The following is a 22,046-nucleotide window of genomic DNA, read 5'->3' on the forward strand; positions in this document are numbered from 1 at the left end:
AGAGTTTCTATGGGAGTGGCGTGAGAACGGTGTCGTCTAACAGGAGAACTCACCGCTCGCCCCATGGAAATCAAGGTGTATCAGGCATGAATTAAACTACAAACCTTCTTTTTTTAATGAATAAAAAAACCAAACAATTATACGAAGCTTATTAGCATCTCCGTAAAATTGCTCGGTTTTTGGCTGAATTTCTTTATATCCCAGCCTGCTTCTAAACAATTAAATATAAGGTTTTATACGCCAAATATCCTCTGCATATTCCTTTATTGTTCGATCGCTTGAAAAATGGCCCGACATCGCAATATTTACAATGCTTTTTCGCAGCCAGTCTTGTTTATTCTTAAATGCTTGGTTCACCTTTTCATGAATGCTTGCATAAGAATTAAAATCTTTTAATACAAAGAACTGATCATTCTCAATTAGTAACGAATCAAAAATAGGATCGAATTCACCCACTGGATGATCATAAAAACCATTTTTTAATTGATTCACTACTTCATGAATTCTATCATCATGGTAAAAATACTCTCGAGAGCTGTAGCCACCATTTTGATAAAGCTCTAATACTTGATCTGCATTCATCCCAAAGATGAAAATATTATCATCTCCCACTAATTCATGCATTTCAATGTTTGCTCCATCCATTGTTCCAAGTGTCAATGCACCATTCATCATAAATTTCATATTACCAGTGCCCGACGCTTCTTTACTTGCGGTGGAGATTTGCTCACTTACATCAGCAGCTGGAAAAATATGTTCCGCTAAGGAAACTCGATAATTTTCTATAAAAACAACCTTTAATTTATTTTGTATCCTTTTATCATTGTTAACCTTATGAGCAACTGTATTAATTAATTTAATAATCTTTTTTGCATAATAATATCCCGGTGATGCCTTTGCTCCGAAAATAAACGTTCTAGGCTCCATATCAATGGATGGATCTTCTCTTAATTTATTATAAAGAGACATGATGTGCAAAATATTTAATAATTGTCTTTTATAAGCATGCAGTCTCTTTACTTGAACATCAAAAATAGAGGAAGGATCTACAAGAATTCCATTTTTCTCCTTGATTATCTTTGCAAGTCTTTCCTTATTACTTTGCTTAATTGCTGCGAGATTTTCTTGTAAACTAGCATCTTCTTGATAATTTAATAATTCCCTTAATGATTCTGGCTGATTGACCCATTTATCACCAATTATATTAGAAATTAAGTTTGTAAGCTTAGGATTTGCCTTTATTAGCCACCTTCTATGAGTAATTCCATTCGTTTTATTATTAAACTTTTCTGGATAGAAGGCATAAAAATCAGCCATTTCTCGTTTCTTCAAAATTTCTGTATGAATTTCCGCTACTCCATTTACACTATAGCTACCCACTAATGCTAAATGGGCCATCTTAATCATGCCATGGGCAATTATAGCCATTTTTTCAATTTTCAAAAAATCACCAGGATACTTTTTCCATAACTTCATGCAGAAACGTTCATTTATCTCATCAATTATCATATAAATTCGGGGTAATAGGGGCTGGAATATATAGATTGGCCATTGTTCTAATGCTTCAGATAACGTGGTATGATTGGTGTAAGAAATAGTATTTGTAGTAATCTCCCATGCTTCATCCCAGCCTAATCCTTCTTCATCCATTAATATTCTCATTAGCTCTGGGATTGCCAATACGGGATGTGTATCATTTACATGTATGCTTATATAGTGATGCATTTCACTAATGTTTTTATATTGCTGCTTATAATTTCGAATAATGGATTGCAAGCTTGCAGAAACTAAAAAGTATTGTTGTTTTAACCGTAATATCTTTCCCTCATCATTGGAATCATCTGGATATAAAAAACCAGATATCGATTCTGTTTCTCTTTTATAACGCATTATATCCTTCACATCTTTTGCAATTAAGGACGACGGTTCAGCATTCCATAATCTTAATGTATTAACAGTCGTCGTATGGTAGCCAATGACTGGTACATCATGGGGAACTGCTGTTACAGTTTCGGCATTTAAATGCCGAAACTGTAACTTTCCATTCTTCTCATACATATCAATATTTCCCCAGAAATAAATATCTACCGCTAAGTCTTCCTTTCGAACTTCCCAAACCTGGCCTTGCTTTAACCATTGTTCTGGCAATTCAAGTTGGTAACCATCAACAATTCGTTGTTCGAATAAACCATGTTTATAACGTATCCCACAACCATGCCCTGGTAAGTCTAATGTAGCTAAAGAATCCAAAAAGCAAGCTGCTAACCTTCCTAATCCACCATTGCCTAGTCCGGCATCGTGCTCCATATCTTCCACTTCAAAAAAATCGATTCCAAGATCTTTCAAACCTTCGATAACAACTTGATCAATCCCTAAGTTAATTAAATTATTATGAAGTAATCTCCCTAATAAAAACTCAATAGAAAGGTAATATACCTGTTTTCCGTTGTTGTTACGACTTTGTTCATTTGTCTGAATCCAGTTTGAGCTTACATATTCTCTAATCATATGCCCTAACGTTTGAAAATGATCACTACTTGTTGTATCTTCAAAGGTCTTTCCATAAGTCATTTCAAGCCTTTGTAAGAAATACCTTTTAAAACTTTCTTTATTAGAAAACATGGGATTCACTCCTCGAGATAAGCTCTGCATATAACTGATTATATTTAAATGCAGATTGAGCCCAACTATTATCCATCGACATGGCATTCTTCATTAGCTTATGCCATACTTCTTTTTCCTCTTTATAAAAATGAATGCCTCTTCTAATCGTGTAAAGCATGTCATGGGCATTGAAATTAGTGAAACTAAATCCATTTCCTTCCTCTGTCCATTCGTTATAAGAGAAAACAGTGTCATTTAGCCCTCCTGTCTCTCTCACAATGGGGATATTCCCGTATCGTAAAGCAATTAGCTGCCCTAATCCACAAGGCTCAAATTTTGATGGCATTAAAAATAAGTCTGCACCTGCGTACATCTGATGAGCTAAATTTTCATCAAACCCAATATAAGCTTTGCATTTGTCAGAATACGTATATTCCATCTCACGGAAAAAGTTCTCGAATTCAGGATCTCCTGTTCCTAATACGAGAAACTGTACATCTTCTTCCATTATTTCATGAAATATATGTCTAACTAATTCTAATCCCTTTTGACTAGTTAACCTAGTTATCATACAAATTATTGGGATTTCAACGTCTTCCTTCAATCCGAATTTTTTTTGAATAAATCGTTTATTTTCTTGCTTTTTATCTAGAGAAGTAACCGTATAATTTGCTGCAATTACCGGATCTGTTTCTGGATTATATGTTTCTTCATCAATCCCATTTATAATTCCATATAAATCTTTCTCTCTCTGTTTTAATACATTATTCAGCTTCTCACCATAATATTCTGTTTGTATTTCGTTTTTATAGGTAGGACTTACTGTCGTTATCTTATCAGCAGCGATAAGTCCCCCTTTCATCAAATTAACATTTCCATAGAATTCAAGATTATTTGTTGTAAAGTAATAATCATTTAGATTAAATAAATCACCAAGAACTTCTCTTGGCAATATTCCTTGAAACTGAAGATTATGTATGGTAAATACAGTCTTAATATTGCTATACTCTTTTTTCCATTTATAGTCTACATCCAACAGGAAAGGAATCATAGCCGTATGCCAATCATGGCAATGAATAATATCAGGATAGTCTGTTAAATAAGGTAAACTCTCTAGTACGGCTCGATTAAAGAAGGCAAACCGTTCTCCATCATCTCCATAACCATATAAACCACTTCTCTTAAAATACCATTCATTATCAATGAAATAAAAAGTAATTCCATCTACTTCTAATTCTTCAATTCCACAGTATTGATTTCGCCAACCTACTTGAACAAAGAAATAGCATCTTTTCTTAACATTGGCAAGTAAATGTGCTGGAATATCTTGATACTTTGGCATAATTACCGCTACATCCGTACCTTGCTTCTTTAATTCTTTAGGAAGAGAACCAGCTACATCTGCCAGTCCCCCTGATTTTATAAATGGTACACATTCTGAAACTGCAAATAATACTTTCACGAATTCATCAACGCTCCTTGCACTGTTCCTTTTCTGACTACAAAGGGAGAACTTGCAGTACCAGTCATCACAGTACCACTTTCTACAACCACATCTTTATCTAAAATAACTGAGTCCAAGTGGCAATTTTCTCCAATCGTACATTTTTGCATAATAATGCAATTCTTTAAACTTGAACCTCTTCCAACCTTAACCGCTCTAGAAACAATACTATTTATAATCTCGCCTTCAATAAAACACCCATTTGCTATCATGGAGTTTTTCACTTCACCTGTAGTTGTATATCGTGTAGGTGGTTCATCTTTAACTTTTGTAAATATTGGTCTTTCTTTGATAAAAAGCTGATTCCAGACTTTAGCTTTTAATATATCTTTACTTACATGATAGTAACTGGATATTGAATCTATTTTTTCGGCATAGCCGTTATATTCATATTCACATATTTTTAGCTGATTATTCATATCTAAGACAACATCATTCATACATGTATAACCTGTAACAGCTCTAGATTCTATTAAATCAATCAGCTTTGACTTCTTAATTAGATATATTTCTAACGAACTTCCATTATTCGTGATCTCCGTTATATCACAACCAGAAGAGAGATGCCGCTCTAATACAGGATTAAAATTCATATTAAACACAGTAAAGCAATTTGCAACTAGCGCATATTCTTGCTTGCTTCTCTGAAAATAATCCATATTTGCCGCAAAATGATTAAAAGAACCTATTCCATCTGTATTTGTTGCGGTTAAAGATGCTGGGAAAAAGAACAATCCATCTCTCTTTCTATCTAAATCCCAGTTTTTCCCCGAACCTAAATGATCCATTAACGAGCGATACTGATACTTTGGAAAAATAGCAACACTACCTATTCCAGAGTTCACCATATTGGAAAGGACAAAATCAATTAAGCGGTACCGTCCGCCTATCGGAAGTGCAGCAAGTGTGCGATGTGCAGTTAATTCTTCTAAATCTTCCTTATGTGTTGTTGCATCAATAATGCCCAGCATAGTTCTTATCATCTTAACCCCTCCTATCTAGTTTGTTAGGAAATCACTTCATTAACCATTTCTTCTGTTACAAGGACTACTTCATTGGAGTCTTTTTTTGGTTTAATGACCATTCCATCTGGTATGGTTATTTCAGAAGGGACAATAGCCTTTTCAATATAAACATTATTACCAATCTTCGCATCAGGCATGATGACAGAACTTCTAATAATTGTCCCTTCTCCTACAGTAACACCTTGAAAAACAATGGTTTTCTCTAAATTCCCACTAATAATACACCCTTCATTCACCATCGACTCTTTCACATGCGCCTCACTAGAAATATATTGTGGTGGATGATTGGGATTTACCGTATAAATTCTCCAATTATAATCAGAAATATTTAATTCACAATTATCATCCAATAAATCCATGTTTGCTTCCCATAGGCTTTGAACAGTTCCGACATCTTTCCAATACCCTTTAAATGGATAGGCAACCACTTTTTTCTGTTTTTCGATGAGTAAAGGAATAATATCCTTGCCAAAATCATGGGAGGAATTTTTATTTAAATTATCTTCTACTAGTAATTCTTTCAGAACATGCCATTTAAAAATATAGATTCCCATCGAAGCTAGATTATTTTTTGGATGTTTAGGCTTCTCTTCGAATTCTACAATGTTCATCTCTTTATTTGTATTCATAATACCAAACCTGCTCGCTTCCTCCCATGGTACTTGAATCACGGAGATAGAAGCATCTGCTTGCTTATCTATGTGATATTCAAGCATTTCTTCATAATTCATTTTGTAAATATGGTCTCCTGATAAAATGAGAACATATTCGGGATCATATTGAGACAAGTAGTTCTGATTTTGATAAATAGCACTTGCTGTTCCTGTATACCATTTCACTTCTGATGACTCACTATAAGGAGGTAATACGGTTACTCCTCCATTAACACGGTCTAAATCCCATGCACTCCCTATTCCAATGTATGAGTTTAAAACGAGCGGCTGGTATTGCGTTAAGACGCCAACAGTTTCAATTCCCGAATTGGAACAATTACTTAAAGTGAAATCGATAATTCGATATTTTCCTCCAAAAGGGATTGCTGGCTTTGCTAGACTTTTTGTTAAGGAATAAAGTCTACTCCCCTTTCCTCCTGCTAATAGCATTGCGACGCACCGTTTCTTTCCCATTTCCTTTTCTCCCCTTCCGGTGTTGAACTGGACGTAAAATGATTATACTGAAAGCTGGTATCGTTAGTTGAACAGAATAAGGTTTTCCATGAAATTCTACTTTTTCTGCTTTTATTACCTTTTTATTTATATAATTAGCTCCACCAAATCTATCAGTGTCACTATTTAATATTTCTCGGAAAGAGTTATTTAAAGGAACGCCGATTCTGTAATTTTCATATGTATGATAAGTGAAATTACAAATGACGACTAAATAATCTTCTTCCTTTTCTGCCCTACGTATAAAAGAGAAGATAGACTGCTCTCTATTATTTACATCAATCCAATCAAAGCCATCATTGACATGATCCAACTGATATAAAGGTTTGGACCTTTTATAGATTTTTAGTAATTCCTTCATATACTCATTTGCTTTTTGATGCATCTCATAATCTAGCAGCATCCAATCTAACTGTTCTTTATCCTTCCATTCAGCAAAATGGGCGAATTCATTTCCCATAAATAATAATTTTTTTCCTGGATGTGTAATCATATATCCTAAGAGGAGCCGGAATTGAGCAAATTTTTGCCAATAATCTCCTGGCATCTTATCTACTAACGATTTCTTTCCATGAACAACTTCATCATGTGAAAATGGTAAAACAAAATTTTCGGAAAAGGCATAATGTAGGGAAAAGGAGACTTTATCATGTACTTGCTTTCGATTAACTGAATCAGTTTCCATATAGGTTAAAATATCATTCATCCAGCCCATATTCCATTTGTAGTGAAATCCAATGCCACCATAATGAACTGGTGCAGTTACTTGAGGCCAATCAGTAGAATCCTCTGCAAACATTAGAACTGTTGGATCGTATTGACAAACTGTTTGATTCAGTTTTTGGAGGAAATCGATTCCAAATTGGTTCACGCTATTTTCATTTGAATTTGGCCAATAAATAATATTAGAAACAGCATCAACTCTAAATCCATCTACATGGAAATATTCCATCCAAAAAATTGCATTTGAAATTAAAAAGCTTTGGACTTCATTTTTTCCTAAATCAAAATTGGCCGTTCCCCAAACATAATTTTCTCTATCCGCCGGATTCTTATAATCATATTGACTAGTTCCATCAAATTGATAAAGTCCATGCTCATCTTTACAAAAATGTCCAGGTACCCAATCTAATATCACGCCGAGCCCATGTTGATGACATTGATCGATGAAATACATCAAATCCTTTGGCTCTCCAAATCTGCTTGTTGCAGAATAGTATCCTGTACCTTGATATCCCCAGGAGATATCGAGTGGATGTTCTACTAAGGGCAGCACTTCCAAGTGGGTAAATCCTTGTTCCACAACATATGGAATTAATTCATCAGCAAGTTCCCTATAGGTATACAGTTCTCCATCCTCATGGATTTTCCATGATCCTAAATGGACTTCATATATAGCAAGAGGTTCATTTAAATAGTTCTTTTTTGTCTTTTTTTGTTTCCATTTTGTATCATTCCACTTGTAACCTTCCAAGGAATAAACAATGGAAGCTGTATTAGGTCTTACCTCGGAGAGAAAAGCATAAGGATCAGCTTTAAGAAAAACTCTTCCATCAGGTGCAGTTATTTTATATTTATACATAGCACCCGTTAAATCCCTCTCTACATTTAGAAGCCACACACCTTCATTATTAATTTTTTCAAGGGAATAACCTTCACCATTCCAATTATTAAAATCCCCAACCACTTGAATACTTAGAGCATTGGGAGCCCAAACACAAAAACTGGTATAATTCTCTCCATTTTTATGATGAATATGGGATCCAAATAATCTATAGCTCTCAAATAAGTTTCCTTCATGAAATAAATGTAGTTGAAATTCTGTTGGATATACTGTCTCCACTGTCATCCTACTTTCTATTACAAATAATATTAAGTGAGTAAATTTTACACTTTGTACTTTTCAATTCCCTTTTTTTTTGCTTCCAAAACAATTTATGGCATACATTGCTAAAAAATTGGTGATTAATTAAATTTGATTAATTTTAATATTCTATCAATAGAAGGTAAATCCTTTTTTGTTTTTAAAATTTTATGATACTATAAATCTTTTTATGTTTAATTGACTCATTTAGATTGTGAACTTTTAACATAGTTTTTTTTATGAAGAGGAATACTAAAGTGAATTTCTAACATAAGGAAGGAAAATGATAATGAGTAAAAGGGAAGAAGAATATTTAAAAGAACAAATAGGGGAAGAAATGAATCCTTTTTTTGAAACAACAGACAAAAAAGTTCTAGCAATTGATCTGTTTAGAGGTCCTGATACTGGATTTCTTTCTGATTTTGATTAAAAAAACCCGGGGAATAGATTATTTACAAGTGAGGATAAATGGAAGAAAATCTGAGACAGGGAAAATTTTAATCGATACAAACTCATAGGTTCTCCTAGAGACTATAGAGAATTTATCGGAAAGAATCTTATAAGAAATAAAAAAACTGATAGCAAATGCTATCAGTTTTTATGACCCGTACGGGATTCGAACCCGTGTTACCGCCGTGAAAGGGCGGTGTCTTAACCACTTGACCAACGGGCCAATGGCGGAGAAGGAGGGATTTGAACCCTCGCGCCGCTTACGCGACCTACACCCTTAGCAGGGGCGCCTCTTCAGCCTCTTGAGTACTTCCCCAAAAAAAATGGCTCCGCAGGTAGGACTCGAACCTACGACCGTTCGGTTAACAGCCGAATGCTCTACCACTGAGCTACTGCGGAATATTTTTATGGTGGGCCTAAATGGACTCGAACCATCGACCTCACGCTTATCAGGCGTGCGCTCTAACCAGCTGAGCTATAGGCCCATATATGGAGCGGGTGATGGGAATCGAACCCACGACATCAGCTTGGAAGGCTGAGGTTTTACCATTAAACTACACCCGCATATTTTATTTGTATGGGGCGACTAGTGGGAATCGAACCCACGAGTGTCGGAGCCACAATCCGATGCGTTAACCACTTCGCCATAGCCGCCATTATACTTATTATTCATTTTAGATTGTACTAAAATGGTGGCTCAGGACGGAATCGAACCGCCGACACAAGGATTTTCAGTCCTTTGCTCTACCGACTGAGCTACTGAGCCATTTTATATGGCGGTCCGGACGGGACTCGAACCCGCGACCTCCTGCGTGACAGGCAGGCATTCTAACCAACTGAACTACCGGACCAGATTGCGGGGACAGGATTTGAACCTGCGACCTTCGGGTTATGAGCCCGACGAGCTACCAGACTGCTCCACCCCGCGACAATATTATAATTTAATTTTTATGGAGGAGGAAGGGGGATTCGAACCCCCGCGCGGTTTGACCCGCCTGTCGGTTTTCAAGACCGATCCCTTCAGCCGGACTTGGGTATTCCTCCTCAATAATATGGTGGACCTTGTAGGACTCGAACCTACGACCGGACGGTTATGAGCCGTCTGCTCTAACCAACTGAGCTAAAGGTCCAAGATAATATGTATGGTAGCGGCAGAGGGGATCGAACCCCCGACCTCACGGGTATGAACCGTACGCTCTAGCCAGCTGAGCTACGCCGCCATCATATTAAGAATTATAAAATTGGTGGAGCCTAGCGGGATCGAACCGCTGACCTCCTGCGTGCAAGGCAGGCGCTCTCCCAGCTGAGCTAAGGCCCCATATAATGAGAATAATGGTCGGGAAGACAGGATTCGAACCTGCGACCCCTTGGTCCCAAACCAAGTGCTCTACCAAGCTGAGCTACTTCCCGAAATATAATGGCGCGCCCGAAAGGAGTCGAACCCATAACCTTCTGATCCGTAGTCAGACGCTCTATCCAATTGAGCTACGGGCGCATTAATATAAAAACAATGGTGCCGAGGACCGGAATCGAACCGGTACGGTAGTCACCTACCGCAGGATTTTAAGTCCTGTGCGTCTGCCAGTTCCGCCACCCCGGCATTGTTTTATGGAGCGGAAGACGGGATTCGAACCCGCGACCCCCACCTTGGCAAGGTGGTGTTCTACCACTGAACTACTTCCGCATCTATTTAATTGATAGTAAATTGGTGCGGGTGAAGGGAGTCGAACCCCCACGCCTTGCGGCGCTAGATCCTAAGTCTAGTGCGTCTGCCAATTCCGCCACACCCGCTTAATACTATTTTAAATTTTCTAATGGTGAGCCATGGAGGATTCGAACCTCCGACCCTCTGATTAAAAGTCAGATGCTCTACCGACTGAGCTAATGGCTCATTAGATGGTGCCGGCTAGAGGACTTGAACCCCCAACCTACTGATTACAAGTCAGTTGCTCTACCAATTGAGCTAAACCGGCGTAAATATAGTTGTCCAATAATAAATGGTGGAGGATGACGGGATCGAACCGCCGACCCTCTGCTTGTAAGGCAGATGCTCTCCCAGCTGAGCTAATCCTCCATATATAAAGCCTGGCGACGTCCTACTCTCACAGGGGGAGAACCCCCAACTACCATCGGCGCTGAGAAGCTTAACTTCCGTGTTCGGTATGGGAACGGGTGTGACCTTCTCGCTATCGCCACCAGACTTTTCTCAAGACATATTTTATTATACATGTTTTTGAGATTTTTTCAAGTATAATTTTAGAAAATTATTCCCTGAAAACTAGATTATGGTAAGAAGAAAGAAACAAGTAATCATTTTGTCCAGCTCCAACGCCTATCGCCTATCAAACTTCTGATCATCTCCCTACGATAAGTCCACATCGATTCACTAACGTTCATCGTGTTTCCTTTATCTCAGTCGATGCTCCTCCAGTTTGTACGCCGATAAACAGGCGTTTCCGCTTTTCATTTTAGTTAAGTCCTCGATCTATTAGTATCAGTCAGCTCCACATGTCGCCACGCTTCCACCTCTGACCTATCAACCTGATCATCTTTCAGGGATCTTACTAGCTTGCGCTATGGGAAATCTCATCTTGAGGGGGGCTTCATGCTTAGATGCTTTCAGCACTTATCCCTTCCGCACATAGCTACCCAGCGATGCCTTTGGCAAGACAACTGGTACACCAGCGGTGCGTCCATCCCGGTCCTCTCGTACTAAGGACAGCTCCTCTCAAATTTCCTACGCCCACGACGGATAGGGACCGAACTGTCTCACGACGTTCTGAACCCAGCTCGCGTACCGCTTTAATGGGCGAACAGCCCAACCCTTGGGACCGACTACAGCCCCAGGATGCGATGAGCCGACATCGAGGTGCCAAACCTCCCCGTCGATGTGGACTCTTGGGGGAGATAAGCCTGTTATCCCCGGGGTAGCTTTTATCCGTTGAGCGATGGCCCTTCCATGCGGAACCACCGGATCACTAAGCCCGACTTTCGTCCCTGCTCGACTTGTAGGTCTCGCAGTCAAGCTCCCTTGTGCCTTTACACTCTACGAATGATTTCCAACCATTCTGAGGGAACCTTTGGGCGCCTCCGTTACTTTTTAGGAGGCGACCGCCCCAGTCAAACTGCCCACCTGACACTGTCTCCCACCCCGATCAGGGGTGCGGGTTAGAATGTCAATACAGCCAGGGTAGTATCCCACCAATGCCTCCACCGAAGCTGGCGCTCCGGCTTCCAAGGCTCCTACCTATCCTGTACAAGCTGTACCAAAATTCAATATCAGGCTGCAGTAAAGCTCCACGGGGTCTTTCCGTCCTGTCGCGGGTAACCTGCATCTTCACAGGTACTATAATTTCACCGAGTCTCTCGTTGAGACAGTGCCCAGATCGTTACACCTTTCGTGCGGGTCGGAACTTACCCGACAAGGAATTTCGCTACCTTAGGACCGTTATAGTTACGGCCGCCGTTTACTGGGGCTTCAATTCAGAGCTTCGCACTAACGTGCTAACCCCTCCTCTTAACCTTCCAGCACCGGGCAGGTGTCAGCCCCTATACTTCGCCTTGCGGCTTCGCAGAGACCTGTGTTTTTGCTAAACAGTCGCCTGGGCCTATTCACTGCGGCTCTCGCAGGCTTGCACCCGCAAGAGCACCCCTTCTCCCGAAGTTACGGGGTCATTTTGCCGAGTTCCTTAACGAGAGTTCTCTCGCTCACCTTAGGATTCTCTCCTCGCCTACCTGTGTCGGTTTGCGGTACGGGCACCCTAAATCTCGCTAGAGGCTTTTCTTGGCAGTGTGGAATCAGGAACTTCGGTACTATATTTCCCTCGCCGTCACAGCTCCGCTTATGTGGTAATGGGATTTGCCTCATTACCAGCCTAACTGCTTGGACGTGCTAATCCAACAGCACGCTTACCCTATCCTCCTGCGTCCCCCCATTGCTCAAACGATTTAAAGGTGGTACAGGAATATCAACCTGTTGTCCATCGCCTACGCTTTTCAGCCTCGGCTTAGGTCCCGACTAACCCTGAGCGGACGAGCCTTCCTCAGGAAACCTTAGGCATTCGGTGGATGAGATTCTCACTCATCTTTCGCTACTCATACCGGCATTCTCACTTCTAAGCGCTCCACCAGTCCTTACGGTCTAGCTTCAACGCCCTTAGAACGCTCTCCTACCACTGACATCATAGATGTCAATCCACAGCTTCGGTGATACGTTTAGCCCCGGTACATTTTCGGCGCAGAGTCACTCGACCAGTGAGCTATTACGCACTCTTTAAATGGTGGCTGCTTCTAAGCCAACATCCTGGTTGTCTAAGCAACTCCACATCCTTTTCCACTTAACGTATACTTTGGGACCTTAGCTGGTGGTCTGGGCTGTTTCCCTCTTGACCACGGATCTTATCACTCGTAGTCTGACTCCCAAGAATAAGTATTTGGCATTCGGAGTTTGTCTGAATTCGGTAACCCGATGGGGGCCCCTAGTCCAAACAGTGCTCTACCTCCAATACTCTAAATCTTGAGGCTAGCCCTAAAGCTATTTCGGAGAGAACCAGCTATCTCCAAGTTCGATTGGAATTTCTCCGCTACCCACACCTCATCCCCGCACTTTTCAACGTGCGTGGGTTCGGGCCTCCATCCAGTGTTACCTGGACTTCACCCTGGACATGGGTAGATCACCTGGTTTCGGGTCTACAACCACATACTATTTCGCCCTATTCAGACTCGCTTTCGCTGCGGCTCCGTCTCTTCAACTTAACCTCGCATGTAATCGTAACTCGCCGGTTCATTCTACAAAAGGCACGCTATCACCCATAAAAGGGCTCTAACTACTTGTAGGCACACGGTTTCAGGATCTATTTCACTCCCCTTCCGGGGTGCTTTTCACCTTTCCCTCACGGTACTGGTTCACTATCGGTCACTAGGGAGTATTTAGCCTTGGGAGATGGTCCTCCCTGCTTCCGACGGGATTTCTCGTGTCCCGCCGTACTCAGGATACACTCAAGAGGGAACGAAGTTTCGACTACAGGGTTTTTACCTTCTACGACTGACCTTTCCAGATCGATTCGTCTACCCCGTTCCTTTGTAACTCCATATAGAGTGTCCTACAACCCCAAGAGGCAAGCCTCTTGGTTTGGGCTAATCCCGTTTCGCTCGCCGCTACTCAGGGAATCGCGTTTGCTTTCTCTTCCTCCGGGTACTTAGATGTTTCAGTTCCCCGGGTCTGCCTTCAGTACCCTATGTATTCAGGTAAAGATTCTATCCCATTACGGATAGAGGGTTTCCCCATTCGGAAATCTCTGGATCAAAGCTTACTTACAGCTCCCCAAAGCATATCGGTGTTAATCCCGTCCTTCATCGGCTCCTAGTGCCAAGGCATCCACCGTGCGCCCTTTCTAACTTAACTTAATTTCGACCAAAGATAAGCGGCGTATCTCTTCGTCAGCTTCTTCACTCTGCTCCTCACGTACTGTCGTACGCTCCGGTGCTCGTTCGGTCGCTTCCTTGACCTACTTGCTTCTCTTTGCTCTCCAATCTTTGAAGGAGTATTCGTTTAATACGACTACTTTTCAAAGAAGTAATTCTCTAAATAGAGAATCTAAGATGGCGATTACTCGGTTTCTTTCTTGGTTCTTACTTTTCATAATCTAGTTTTCAAGGAACAATTTCGGCTAAAGATAAACTTCGCATCTCTTCGTCAGCTTCTTCGCTCTGCTCCTCACGTACTGTTGTACGCTCCGGTGCTCGCGCATTCGCTTCCTTGATCTACTCGTTTCTCTTTACCCTCAAACTTATTACTGTTTTTGAGGAATTGCTCCCTCAAAACTGAACAATCAAATCGTCAACAATCTTTGATGGAATGTAAATTCCATTTTCCTTAGAAAGGAGGTGATCCAGCCGCACCTTCCGATACGGCTACCTTGTTACGACTTCACCCCAATCATCTATCCCACCTTAGGCGGCTGGCTCCAAAAGGTTACCCCACCGACTTCGGGTGTTACAAACTCTCGTGGTGTGACGGGCGGTGTGTACAAGGCCCGGGAACGTATTCACCGCGGCATGCTGATCCGCGATTACTAGCGATTCCAGCTTCATGTAGGCGAGTTGCAGCCTACAATCCGAACTGAGAATGGTTTTATGGGATTTGCTCGACCTCGCGGTTTTGCTGCCCTTTGTACCATCCATTGTAGCACGTGTGTAGCCCAGGTCATAAGGGGCATGATGATTTGACGTCATCCCCACCTTCCTCCGGTTTGTCACCGGCAGTCACCTTAGAGTGCCCAACTGAATGCTGGCAACTAAGATCAAGGGTTGCGCTCGTTGCGGGACTTAACCCAACATCTCACGACACGAGCTGACGACAACCATGCACCACCTGTCACTCTGTCCCCCGAAGGGGAACGTCCTATCTCTAGGAGTGTCAGAGGATGTCAAGACCTGGTAAGGTTCTTCGCGTTGCTTCGAATTAAACCACATGCTCCACCGCTTGTGCGGGCCCCCGTCAATTCCTTTGAGTTTCAGCCTTGCGGCCGTACTCCCCAGGCGGAGTGCTTAATGCGTTTGCTGCAGCACTAAAGGGCGGAAACCCTCTAACACTTAGCACTCATCGTTTACGGCGTGGACTACCAGGGTATCTAATCCTGTTTGCTCCCCACGCTTTCGCGCCTCAGCGTCAGTTACAGACCAAAGAGTCGCCTTCGCCACTGGTGTTCCTCCACATCTCTACGCATTTCACCGCTACACGTGGAATTCCACTCTTCTCTTCTGCACTCAAGTCCCCCAGTTTCCAATGACCCTCCACGGTTGAGCCGTGGGCTTTCACATCAGACTTAAAGGACCGCCTGCGCGCGCTTTACGCCCAATAATTCCGGACAACGCTTGCCACCTACGTATTACCGCGGCTGCTGGCACGTAGTTAGCCGTGGCTTTCTGGTTAGGTACCGTCAAGGTACAAGCAGTTACTCTTGTACTTGTTCTTCCCTAACAACAGAGTTTTACGATCCGAAAACCTTCATCACTCACGCGGCGTTGCTCCGTCAGACTTTCGTCCATTGCGGAAGATTCCCTACTGCTGCCTCCCGTAGGAGTCTGGGCCGTGTCTCAGTCCCAGTGTGGCCGATCACCCTCTCAGGTCGGCTACGCATCGTCGCCTTGGTGAGCCGTTACCTCACCAACTAGCTAATGCGCCGCGGGCCCATCTGTAAGTGACAGCGTAAACCGTCTTTCAGCTTTTCCTCATGAGAGGAAAAGGATTATCCGGTATTAGCTCCGGTTTCCCGAAGTTATCCCAGTCTTACAGGCAGGTTGCCCACGTGTTACTCACCCGTCCGCCGCTAACTTTAAAAGCAAGCTTTTAAAGTCCGCTCGACTTGCATGTATTAGGCACGCCGCCAGCGTTCGTCCTGAGCCAGGATCAAACTCTCCAATAAAGAGTTGATTAGCTCATTGCTAAACTCTAGCTTTTTATTACTTTTTTTGTTTTACAACATTCGTTATAAAACGATTATTGTTGACGTTTGTTTGTTCAGTTTTCAAAGAGCAATTTAGTTAGCCGCTCAAGAAGCGACTTTCCTAATATAACATCTATTAACTATCAATGTCAATAGTATTTTTAAAATTCTTTTCCGTCATTTACTTTAACATTTCGTGTTGTTTCAGCGACGGATATTAATATAACATTGTTTAAAGTTAACGGTCAATACTTTTTTAAAAAAATATTCCATTATTAAAAAGGAGTACCATTTCTATAAGAAGAATGTTTTTCTCCAAATAACATACACTTAATTAATATTTAGTGTTTACAATAAACCGTTATAGGATATTATACTTTAAGTTTTTAAAAATCGTAGAATTGTTTTCAATAATTTCCCCTAGCACCTTGTAGCCTTGTTTAATTTCCTGTTCTTTATATAGTGAGAATTAATAATCAACCACGACACTTGACTACAATAAATTAAATACAGGAGAGGAAACATAGAATGGATATTAATATAGATTTTTTATTAAAAATAGGTATTTCCGCTGGTTTCGGATTGATCATTGGATTAGAGCGAGAAATTAAACGTAAACCTGTAGGTCTAAAAACTAGTCTTGTAATAAGTATTGTGAGCTGCTTATTAACTATTATTTCGATTGAAGCAGCCTATAAATTTCCTGGTAGCGATCAAGTTAATATTCAAATGGATCCGTTACGTTTACCGGCTCAAATTGTTTCTGGGATCGGTTTTTTAGGTGCTGGAGTTATACTGAGAAGAGGAAATGATAGTATTTCTGGATTAACTACAGCAGCTTTAATATGGGGAGCAGGAGGCATAGGGATTGCAGTCGGAGCAGGATATTATATAGAAGCTTTAATTGGGGTTGTCCTTCTATTAATTAGTGTTAAATTTATACCATTTTTCATGAGTATGATTGGTCCTCGTCAGTTGAGAGAAAAAGAAATTAAAGTAAAACTAAAAGCTGACCAAAAGGAAAATGTCTCAACTATTATTAAGGCGATACGTAATTTAAGAACAGGAATAAAACATATACGAATTAAAGATTTAGAAACGGGAGAACATTCTATTTACCTTATTATCATAGTTGATCAAAAAAGAGAAATAACAGATGTTTATAGAGATGTTTCTGACATTCATGGAGTGAAAGAAATTGAAATAGAGAGTTTAAATTAATTTCAATCATTAAAAAGGAGAAGGTTCATATACCCCTCATTTGAACCTTCCTTTTTATCCTTCCTTTATAGGTATAGAAATTTCCTTACATATTATTCCTTCATTAACTTGAAATTTTTCAGTATACTCATTTTCAATAAATTCTGCTAATCTTTTAGTTTTATAAAGGGTTCTATTTATTCCAATCCAATAATTCATTCAACCACTTGAAGTTTTTATTTAATTTTGTATAATGTATATAGATATTATTATGGGGGCTTAGCTCAGCTGGGAGAGCGCTTGCATGGCATGCAAGAGGTCGTCGGTTCGATCCCGATAGTCTCCACCATATTTTTCATAACCTAACGGCGATAATAGTCGTTTTTTTTATTTTATTTTCTAAAAGAGAGCAAGCTATTCTCTGAGAGGTTTCCTCTTAATCCCACAATAAATCATTTGTTAGCCCCCTCCTTTTCTTCCCTAATTTTACAGCTGAATTTCCTGTCTATAAATTTTCATTAAATTTTTTTTATATTTTACTGGATTATATAGATTATTTGACGCACATTATGTATAATCAGCCTTATTGAAATTTTTTAGGTAGTATTAAAGGAGGTTATTCATGTTGGGAAAAGCATTAATTATTGGTGCTGGCGGAGTGGCAAGTGTTGTCGCACATAAATGCTGTCAAGTACCAGATGTATTCGAAGAAATTTGCATTGCAAGCAGAACACTTTCAAAGTGTGAAGCAATTAAAGATAAAATTGATGGTGGCAAAACAAAGGTTACTGTTGCTCAAGTTGATGCTGATAAAACAGAAGAAGTAATCGAGTTAATCAATAGCTTTAAGCCAGAAATAGTAATCAACGTTGCATTACCATACCAAGATTTAACTATAATGGATGCGTGTCTAGCTACTGGGGTCCATTACTTAGATACTGCAAACTATGAACCACCTGAAACAGCTAAATTTGAATATAAATGGCAATGGGAATATAAGCAAAAGTTTGAAGAGGCTGGCTTAACCGCGCTCCTTGGAAGTGGGTTTGATCCTGGAGTAACAGGTGTTTTCACGGCTTATGCACAAAAACATCATTTTGATGAAATTAATTATATAGATATTGTTGATGCTAATGGCGGAGACCATGGCTATCCATTTGCTACAAACTTTAATCCAGAAATCAATATTCGTGAAATTACAGCGAACGGAAGATATTGGGAAAACGGCGAATGGATTGAAACACCACCACTTTCTGAAAAAAGAGAATATAATTTAGACCAAATTGGCCCTAAAAACATTTATCTTTTATACCATGAAGAACTAGAATCATTAGCAGTAAATATTAAAGGACTTAAGAGAATCCGTTTCTGGATGACTTTCTCTGATAATTATCTAAACCACTTAAAGGTTCTTGAGAATGTTGGAATGACATCTATTGAACCAATTAATTATGAAGGAAAAGAGATTATCCCATTACAGTTTTTAAAAGAAATTCTCCCTGATCCTGCATCACTTGGACCTAGAACAAAAGGGAAAACCAATATCGGCTGTATCATTCAAGGTACAAAAGATGGAAAGCCTAAAACTTATTATGTATATAATATTTGTGATCACCAAGAATGTTATCGCGAGGTAGGATCTCAAGCAATCTCATATACAACTGGTGTTCCAGCGATGATTGGTGCCATGCTTATCATGAAAGGCCAATGGAAGCGTCCAGGCGTATACAATGTAGAGGAATTTGATCCAGATCCATTCATGGATGCATTAAATAAATATGGATTACCATGGCAGGAGAACTTTTCTCCAACTCTTATAGATTGAGAGGAATGAAATGAAAAAGATTGACTTTACAAAAGCTCCATCACCAAGTTACGTAGTGGACGAGCGTCTTTTAACAAGAAACTTAGAAATTTTACAGTCTGTACAGGAACGTACAGGGGCAAAAATTCTACTTGCATTAAAGGGGTTTTCCATGCACTCTGTATTTCCTCTAGTAGGTAAATACTTAGCAGGAGTAACATCCAGTTCGTTATTCGAAGCTAGACTTGGCTATGAGAAAATGGGAAAAGAAGTACATGCATATGCACCTGCATATGCAGAAAGCGAATTTGATGAATTACTTCAATATACAGACCATATCGTCTTTAATTCGCATAGTCAGTGGAATCGATTTAAAGATAAGGTTCAAAAAGCGGGGAAGAAAATTGATGTAGGTCTTCGAATCAATCCTGAATACTCAGAAATTGAAACACAGCTTTATAACCCATGTGCTCCTTATTCTCGATTTGGTATTACCTTAGATAACTTTAATCCAGAAGAATTAGATGGAATAGATGGACTTCATTTTCATACGATGTGTGAGCAAAATTCGGATACTTTAAAACGCACGATAAAAGTAGTCGATGAGAAGTTCGGCGAATATATAAAAAAAATGAAGTGGATTAATTTTGGTGGAGGACACCATATTACTCGTCCAGATTATGATATTGAAACTTTAGTTGAATCTATATTATTTATAAAAGAAAAATATAATGTAGATGTTTATTTAGAACCAGGCGAAGCCATTGCATTGAATACAGGTTACTTAGTATCCACTGTCCTTGATATTGTTCATAATGGAATGGATATTGCTATACTTGATACATCAGCAACTTGTCATATGCCAGATGTACTTGAAATGCCATATCGACCTAATATTATTGATGCTGGGAAGCCTGGTGAAAATGAATATACCTATAGACTTGGCGGTATGACGTGCTTAGCCGGAGATGTTATTGGGGATTATTCTTTCAAAAAACCACTAAAGCCTGGCGATAAAATTGTATTCTGCGACATGGCCCACTATACAATGGTTAAAAACCATATGTTCAACGGCGTTAATTTACCTTCTATTGCTTCTTATAATGAAGAAGAAGGCTTAAAAGTTGTTCGCCAGTTTGTCTTCGAAGATTACAGTAATCGCTTATCTTAATTGAAATGATTCAAAAAGCGGATGTTTAAAAGGGGTTTTCCCCTTAAACATCCGCTTTTTATTTGTTACGCAACTCTCTATACATCTTTAAAGAAAACACGGTAAGACAATGGTAACTGCAGTTCCCCATCCCTCTTTACTTTTCACTACCATATCTCCTTTATTTTGCTTGAGAAGCTTTAAACATATCGTTAAGCCTATGCCAGTTCCTTTTTCTTTGCTTGTATAATACGGTTCTCCAATCCTAGCTAGTCTTTCTTTACTTATTCCGTCTCCATTATCAATTATTCTAATTCTACAAAAATCATCTTTTTGGTCGAGTATTGCTTTTACTTTCCCTGTTTGAGGTTCAATTGCCTCTATACTATTTTTCAATATATTTAATAAAACTTGTTTAAATTGAGAATTATCAATTGAAGCTATTATTTCTTTATTCTCTCTATTTTCTAAGATGATCTCTTTATTTTGTTCATTAGCCAGGGCATGAAATAGGACTTTTAGATTTTTTAATTCTAAAAATGCTTTTGTAATCGGAAGAGCATTATTATCATTTTCTTTCGCCTCAGGTTTACTTAGTATAAGCAACTCTTTTAAGACTTCATTAATCCGATCAATTTCATCCAGTAATATCGTTTCATAGCCAGAAGCATCGTTTTTTTCCTTCAAAAGCTGGATAAACCCTCTAATAGTTGTCAACGGATTTCGAATTTCATGGGCAACACTGGCAGCCATCTCTCCTACCACTTTTAATTTTTCAGAAGAAATCATTAGTTGTTCATTATGCTTCTGATCCGTAATATCATGTCCAAAATAGATATGATATTCTTCTCCAGTACTATGTATAAGTTCCTTTTTCCCCCATATAATAAAATAGTTCTTCCCGCTGCTATCGACAAATCGATGCGGTTCGTCTGTCTCCATATTAATACGTTTTTCTATATAAGAAAATGGACGCCCTAACCAATTATTGTTTTCAAGCGATAATAGCTTTAAGAAGGAAGGATTCATTTTTACTATTTGTTCCTTCTTATTTTTAACTAATAAATAATTCGGGTTTATATCCATAATAGCTTCGAGTAACTCACTTTGCCTCGATAACTCTGCATTCATATTATTCAGATGTGTCGATTGCATTTGAAAAAAGCTTAAAAATAAAATAACTGCCGCTATCAAAGAGTTAAAACTAGAGAAAAATAATGGAATAAAAATAAAACCACTAAATACACCATTAATATAGATGATTAAAACAGCGATTACAAATTTGATATAAAAGCTTTTATAAATGGGATCCCTAATTTTAAAGGAAATCACCAATAAAATGATAGTGTTCAAATATAATAAAACAATATTTAAGATGAATAATACATTCCACTTTCCGTAAATAGGAAGAATATACTTAGAAGAAAGTAAATTTCCATCCATAACAATAAAATCCTTCACACCAAGGCTAGTAAAATTAATAAAATAGGCAAATAAACTATATAAAATTAAAACGTATAAAAATGGCTTATTAAACAATACTCTAAATCGTTTAAACTCTTTATGTTCACTTACTAAATAATATGAAAAATAATACATAACTGGCATTATACAAATAGTTCCTAGCCGGAATATTTTAAATAAGAGTTCAATTGTCCCCTGACTTAAGAAATCTCCTGCATATAAAACTGCGATATCCATTTGCCAGAAGGAGAGCATACATAAGAAAAGAGATAAGGCTTTTGTTAATTGAGACTGTGAATAAAAAATAATAGTCACAGAAATAATGAGTGGGACTAACGAAACCATCAATAATAATATAGCTTCCACT

At 39.2% G+C, this 22,046-nt stretch carries 10 protein-coding genes, 22 tRNA genes and 3 rRNA genes; 5 read left to right on the forward strand and 30 right to left on the reverse strand.

All coding sequences use genetic code 11. The features are described from left to right. Positions 1-219: 219 nt before the first annotated feature. Genes NSS71_RS13100 through glgB form a run of 5 tightly spaced genes read right to left on the reverse strand, consistent with a single transcriptional unit; the run spans position 220 to position 8,148 of the window. A complete protein-coding gene (locus tag NSS71_RS13100; protein WP_047944548.1) occupies positions 220-2,622 on the reverse strand; it encodes a glycogen/starch/alpha-glucan phosphorylase in 2,403 nt (800 codons plus the stop codon). Continuing rightward, the gene (glgA, locus tag NSS71_RS13105; protein WP_047944549.1) at positions 2,612-4,066 is read right to left on the reverse strand and encodes a glycogen synthase GlgA; all 1,455 of its coding nucleotides are present in this window, start codon (positions 4,064-4,066) and stop codon (positions 2,612-2,614) included. The genes NSS71_RS13100 and glgA overlap by 11 nt, the downstream gene beginning before the upstream one ends. Beyond that, positions 4,063-5,091, reverse strand: coding sequence for a sugar phosphate nucleotidyltransferase (locus tag NSS71_RS13110; RefSeq protein ID WP_047944550.1), 1,029 nt, complete (start codon positions 5,089-5,091; stop codon positions 4,063-4,065). The genes glgA and NSS71_RS13110 overlap by 4 nt, the downstream gene beginning before the upstream one ends. A gap of 23 nt (positions 5,092-5,114) precedes the next feature. Beyond that, positions 5,115-6,260 (reverse strand): glucose-1-phosphate adenylyltransferase, encoded by a 1,146-nt coding sequence (locus NSS71_RS13115; protein WP_047944551.1) that lies wholly within the window; start codon positions 6,258-6,260, stop codon positions 5,115-5,117. Then, entirely contained in the window at positions 6,208-8,148 is a 1,941-nt protein-coding gene (gene glgB / locus NSS71_RS13120) for a 1,4-alpha-glucan branching protein GlgB (protein ID WP_047944552.1), read from the reverse strand. The genes NSS71_RS13115 and glgB overlap by 53 nt, the downstream gene beginning before the upstream one ends. A 304-nt stretch (positions 8,149-8,452) precedes the next feature. Here glgB and NSS71_RS13125 point away from each other — a divergent pair, with 304 nt between their 5' ends. Next, positions 8,453-8,593 (forward strand): hypothetical protein, encoded by a 141-nt coding sequence (locus tag NSS71_RS13125; protein ID WP_162837594.1) that lies wholly within the window; start codon positions 8,453-8,455, stop codon positions 8,591-8,593. Positions 8,594-8,764: 171 nt separating this feature from the next. On the opposite strand, the gene NSS71_RS13130 is transcribed toward NSS71_RS13125, so the two are convergent. From NSS71_RS13130 to NSS71_RS13245, 24 genes are all read right to left on the reverse strand, one after another. Continuing rightward, a tRNA-Glu gene (locus tag NSS71_RS13130) sits at positions 8,765-8,836 on the reverse strand. Positions 8,837-8,838: 2 nt separating this feature from the next. Further along, a tRNA-Ser gene (locus NSS71_RS13135) sits at positions 8,839-8,929 on the reverse strand. 8 nt (positions 8,930-8,937) lie between these two features. After that, a tRNA-Asn gene (locus tag NSS71_RS13140) sits at positions 8,938-9,012 on the reverse strand. Between the two features lie 9 nt (positions 9,013-9,021). Next, positions 9,022-9,098: transfer RNA gene (locus NSS71_RS13145), tRNA-Ile, on the reverse strand. Between the two features lie 5 nt (positions 9,099-9,103). Continuing rightward, positions 9,104-9,177: transfer RNA gene (locus tag NSS71_RS13150), tRNA-Gly, on the reverse strand. Positions 9,178-9,191: 14 nt separating this feature from the next. Continuing rightward, positions 9,192-9,267: transfer RNA gene (locus NSS71_RS13155), tRNA-His, on the reverse strand. 36 nt (positions 9,268-9,303) lie between these two features. Continuing rightward, positions 9,304-9,379: transfer RNA gene (locus NSS71_RS13160), tRNA-Phe, on the reverse strand. Between the two features lie 8 nt (positions 9,380-9,387). Next, positions 9,388-9,464, reverse strand: a tRNA-Asp gene (locus tag NSS71_RS13165). Between the two features lie 3 nt (positions 9,465-9,467). Then, positions 9,468-9,541: transfer RNA gene (locus NSS71_RS13170), tRNA-Met, on the reverse strand. A gap of 23 nt (positions 9,542-9,564) precedes the next feature. Then, positions 9,565-9,657, reverse strand: a tRNA-Ser gene (locus NSS71_RS13175). Positions 9,658-9,666: 9 nt separating this feature from the next. Then, a tRNA-Ile gene (locus NSS71_RS13180) sits at positions 9,667-9,743 on the reverse strand. 13 nt (positions 9,744-9,756) lie between these two features. Then, a tRNA-Met gene (locus NSS71_RS13185) sits at positions 9,757-9,833 on the reverse strand. Between the two features lie 22 nt (positions 9,834-9,855). Further along, positions 9,856-9,931, reverse strand: a tRNA-Ala gene (locus NSS71_RS13190). A 15-nt stretch (positions 9,932-9,946) separates the two neighbouring features. Further along, positions 9,947-10,023 (reverse strand) — tRNA-Pro (locus NSS71_RS13195). 8 nt (positions 10,024-10,031) lie between these two features. Further along, a tRNA-Arg gene (locus tag NSS71_RS13200) sits at positions 10,032-10,108 on the reverse strand. Positions 10,109-10,124: 16 nt separating this feature from the next. Then, a tRNA-Leu gene (locus tag NSS71_RS13205) sits at positions 10,125-10,213 on the reverse strand. 9 nt (positions 10,214-10,222) lie between these two features. After that, a tRNA-Gly gene (locus NSS71_RS13210) sits at positions 10,223-10,297 on the reverse strand. Positions 10,298-10,319: 22 nt separating this feature from the next. Further along, positions 10,320-10,404 (reverse strand) — tRNA-Leu (locus NSS71_RS13215). Positions 10,405-10,428: 24 nt separating this feature from the next. Continuing rightward, positions 10,429-10,504: transfer RNA gene (locus NSS71_RS13220), tRNA-Lys, on the reverse strand. 6 nt (positions 10,505-10,510) lie between these two features. After that, positions 10,511-10,586: transfer RNA gene (locus NSS71_RS13225), tRNA-Thr, on the reverse strand. Between the two features lie 25 nt (positions 10,587-10,611). Further along, a tRNA-Val gene (locus NSS71_RS13230) sits at positions 10,612-10,687 on the reverse strand. A 9-nt stretch (positions 10,688-10,696) separates the two neighbouring features. Beyond that, positions 10,697-10,813, reverse strand: a 5S ribosomal RNA gene (gene rrf / locus NSS71_RS13235). Positions 10,814-11,081: 268 nt separating this feature from the next. Further along, positions 11,082-14,017 (reverse strand): 23S ribosomal RNA (locus NSS71_RS13240). Positions 14,018-14,492: 475 nt separating this feature from the next. Beyond that, positions 14,493-16,040: ribosomal RNA gene (locus NSS71_RS13245) — 16S ribosomal RNA — on the reverse strand. Together the 16S, 23S and 5S rRNA genes with 21 tRNA genes alongside form the textbook arrangement of a ribosomal RNA operon. Positions 16,041-16,589: 549 nt before the next feature. Between NSS71_RS13245 and NSS71_RS13250 the strand changes: the two genes are divergently transcribed. The 4 genes from NSS71_RS13250 (at position 16,590) to nspC (ending at position 20,236) form a co-directional block, all read left to right on the forward strand. Beyond that, positions 16,590-17,282, forward strand: a complete 693-nt coding sequence (locus tag NSS71_RS13250) for an MgtC/SapB family protein (protein WP_047942178.1) — start codon at positions 16,590-16,592, stop codon at positions 17,280-17,282. Positions 17,283-17,534: 252 nt separating this feature from the next. Next, a tRNA-Ala gene (locus NSS71_RS13255) sits at positions 17,535-17,610 on the forward strand. A 276-nt stretch (positions 17,611-17,886) separates the two neighbouring features. Further along, positions 17,887-19,086, forward strand: a complete 1,200-nt coding sequence (locus NSS71_RS13260) for a saccharopine dehydrogenase family protein (protein WP_047942343.1) — start codon at positions 17,887-17,889, stop codon at positions 19,084-19,086. A 10-nt stretch (positions 19,087-19,096) separates the two neighbouring features. Continuing rightward, on the forward strand, positions 19,097-20,236 hold the full coding sequence (gene nspC, locus NSS71_RS13265) for a carboxynorspermidine decarboxylase (protein ID WP_047942180.1): 1,140 nt from the start codon (positions 19,097-19,099) through the stop codon (positions 20,234-20,236). An 87-nt stretch (positions 20,237-20,323) separates the two neighbouring features. Here nspC and NSS71_RS13270 read toward each other — a convergent pair whose 3' ends face one another. Further along, positions 20,324-22,045 carry an ATP-binding protein gene (locus NSS71_RS13270; protein WP_053215670.1) on the reverse strand — a complete coding sequence of 574 codons (1,722 nt, stop codon included), beginning with the start codon at positions 22,043-22,045 and terminating at the stop codon, positions 20,324-20,326. Between the last annotated feature and the right edge of the window lies 1 nt (position 22,046).

This window comes from Niallia sp. FSL W8-0951 (assembly GCF_038006525.1).
Classification (GTDB): Bacteria; Bacillota; Bacilli; order Bacillales; family Cytobacillaceae; genus Niallia; species Niallia circulans.

What these genes read in the sequence shown, in the direction of transcription:
- NSS71_RS13110 (WP_047944550.1), bottom strand. Translation starts at nt 5,091, where the DNA reads ATGATAAGAACTATGCTGGGCATTATTGATGCAACAACACATAAGGAA.
- glgB (WP_047944552.1), bottom strand. Translation starts at nt 8,148, where the DNA reads ATGACAGTGGAGACAGTATATCCAACAGAATTTCAACTACATTTATTT.
- NSS71_RS13100 (WP_047944548.1), bottom strand. Translation starts at nt 2,622, where the DNA reads ATGTTTTCTAATAAAGAAAGTTTTAAAAGGTATTTCTTACAAAGGCTT.
- NSS71_RS13250 (WP_047942178.1), top strand. Translation starts at nt 16,590, where the DNA reads ATGGATATTAATATAGATTTTTTATTAAAAATAGGTATTTCCGCTGGT.
- NSS71_RS13125 (WP_162837594.1), top strand. Translation starts at nt 8,453, where the DNA reads ATGAGTAAAAGGGAAGAAGAATATTTAAAAGAACAAATAGGGGAAGAA.
- NSS71_RS13115 (WP_047944551.1), bottom strand. Translation starts at nt 6,260, where the DNA reads ATGGGAAAGAAACGGTGCGTCGCAATGCTATTAGCAGGAGGAAAGGGG.
- nspC (WP_047942180.1), top strand. Translation starts at nt 19,097, where the DNA reads ATGAAAAAGATTGACTTTACAAAAGCTCCATCACCAAGTTACGTAGTG.